This window comes from Mesorhizobium sp. M7A.F.Ca.CA.002.04.1.1, assembly GCF_004022805.1.
GTDB classification, from domain to species: domain Bacteria; phylum Pseudomonadota; class Alphaproteobacteria; order Rhizobiales; family Rhizobiaceae; genus Mesorhizobium; species Mesorhizobium ciceri.
In genome coordinates, this window is sequence record NZ_RZPL01000897.1 from 1 (window position 1) to 1,995 (window position 1,995).

At 65.1% G+C, this 1,995-nt stretch carries 2 protein-coding genes and 1 pseudogene; 1 reads left to right on the forward strand and 2 read right to left on the reverse strand.

Features of this window, described 5'->3' with window-relative positions; all coding sequences use genetic code 11:
• Positions 1-858: pseudogene (locus tag ENZ75_RS30120) on the reverse strand (carboxypeptidase M32); the annotation flags it as partial.
• A gap of 140 nt (positions 859-998) precedes the next feature.
• On the opposite strand from ENZ75_RS30120, the gene ENZ75_RS30125 reads away from it, so the two are divergent.
• Positions 999-1,352 (forward strand): DUF1304 domain-containing protein, encoded by a 354-nt coding sequence (locus ENZ75_RS30125; protein ID WP_063169204.1) that lies wholly within the window; start codon positions 999-1,001, stop codon positions 1,350-1,352.
• 75 nt (positions 1,353-1,427) lie between these two features.
• Here ENZ75_RS30125 and ENZ75_RS30130 read toward each other — a convergent pair whose 3' ends face one another.
• Entirely contained in the window at positions 1,428-1,862 is a 435-nt protein-coding gene (locus ENZ75_RS30130) for a hypothetical protein (RefSeq protein ID WP_027162534.1), read from the reverse strand.
• Positions 1,863-1,995: the final 133 nt, after the last annotated feature.

Below are 1,995 nucleotides of genomic sequence, written 5' to 3' on the forward strand. Positions count from 1 at the left end.
TTTGCCGAGCGGCCAGTGCGACCATGCCTTGGGCAGGTTCTGTTCGTAGAGCGCATGGCCGGTCTCGTGCAGCACGCCCATCAGCGCCGACAGGAAGTCGGACGTCTTGTAGCGGGTGGTGATACGCACGTCGCTCGGCACGCCGCCGCAGAAAGGGTGGTGCGACACCGACAGCGACCCATGCGTCAGGTCGAAGCCGACTGCCGTCATCATGGCAAGGCCGAGCTCGCGCTGCCGATCGATCGCATAGGTGCCCGAAAGCGGCTTCAGCGGGCGCTTGCGCTGCCGTGCGTCCTGGATCGCCAGCGCCTCCGGCACGAAACTTTTCAGAAAAGCCTTCAGGTCGCTGAACACAGGCGTGATGTCGGCGGTGCGGTTGCCGGGGTCGTACTGCTCCATCAGCGCGTCATAGGGGGCCAGGCCGAGCACATCGGCACGCAGCGCCGCCTCCTCGCGCACCAGCGCCACGACGCCTTCCAGCGCCGGCTGGAAGCCTGCCCAGTCGTTCTTGGCGCGCAGGCCGCGCCACAGCTGCTCGCAACGCATGCGCGCGGTCGTCTGGCGTTCGACGAATTCGACCGGCAGGCAGGTCAGGTTGGTGTATTGCCGCCGCAGTTCCGAGACGGCGGCGCGCTGCTCCTCCCCCAGCGCTTCCTGTTCGGCCGCGGCGATCCAGTCTGCTATCTCGGGCGCCGTTGCCCTGGTGTGATACATGCCGGCCAGTGCCGACATCGCCTCGGCACGCTTCTCGCCGCCGCCGACGGCCATGTGCGTGGCCTCATCGGCACCGAGGATGGCCAGCGCATGCTCGAGCGCTTCGAGCTTGTGACCGAGGTCGTCGAGTTTCTGAAAGGACATGGCGACTTCCGTGATTGGGACGGCGCGAAAAGACACCAACGCAAAAGCGTTGGCAACCCTCGGATGCCGTCCGGCAAATGCACCTTGCGCAGGCGAGGCCGCGCATGAAATGCTGCCGGCAACACATCAAGGGGGAAAAAATGATCGGCAACATCCTGGTCGGGCTGGTGGCCTTGATCCATGCCTACATCGTCTATCTGGAGATGGTGCTGTGGGACACGCCGCGCGGGCACAAGGCTTTCAACCTGACCCCGGAATTCGCCAGTGCCTCGAAAGTGCTCGCGGCCAATCAGGGACTTTATAACGGGTTCCTCGCCGCCGGGTTGATCTGGGGGCTATACCTTGGTGCGGCCGGGTTCCAGGTCAAGGTCTTCTTTCTGGCTTGCGTGGCCATTGCCGGCCTCTATGGCGCGGCAACGGTCGGGCGCAAGATCCTGTTCATCCAGACCGTGCCGGCGGTGATCGCCCTGATCGCGGTATTGCTCGGCTGGTAAAAAGGACGCCCGCGGGATCGCTCTCGAAGGCGCCAGGCGGTTCCTTCCTCTTGGACCGTTTCGGGCGCTATGGCCTCAGCCGTTCGGGTAATTGCCGCCGTCGGCGCCGTCGCCGATCATGAAGCCGCTGCCGGTGTCGATCATCAGCCGCTGGTCGACATTGTCGAGACGGCGCAGCAGATCATGGTATTGCGCGGCCGGTATCCTGCCGTGATCGGAGGCGGCGACTTTCTCTGCCGCCTGACTGATGTGGGCCGTGCGCATTTCCAGGCGTTCCGCCACAGCCGGGGTGATGTTGTTGGCCTGTCTTGCGTCCACGATGCCCTGCCGGACGCCCTGCACCTGTTGGATAAGCGCCTCGACACGCGGGCCAGTCATATCGGTTGGATCGGTCGCGTCGAGAGCGCCCTTGTGATGGCCCGCGGCATAGGCGCCGGCAAGCGGAACGGCGATGAGGAGCGCCGTGAGTGTTGCAGTTCTAAGCGAGGTCTTGGGAGTGAAAGAGCGCATCACGCGTCTCCTCTTGTAGAGGGAGGCGGCGGTTGTCCGCCTGCCTTCCAGCCTTGGGCCGTCCGGTTCCGTCGCGTCGCGATGAGGGGGGATTCATCGCCGGCGGTTCTCGGCCCGGGCGGCAGGCTAGGAC

What these genes read in the sequence shown, in the direction of transcription:
- ENZ75_RS30125 (WP_063169204.1), top strand. Translation starts at nt 999, where the DNA reads ATGATCGGCAACATCCTGGTCGGGCTGGTGGCCTTGATCCATGCCTAC.
- ENZ75_RS30130 (WP_027162534.1), bottom strand. Translation starts at nt 1,862, where the DNA reads ATGCGCTCTTTCACTCCCAAGACCTCGCTTAGAACTGCAACACTCACG.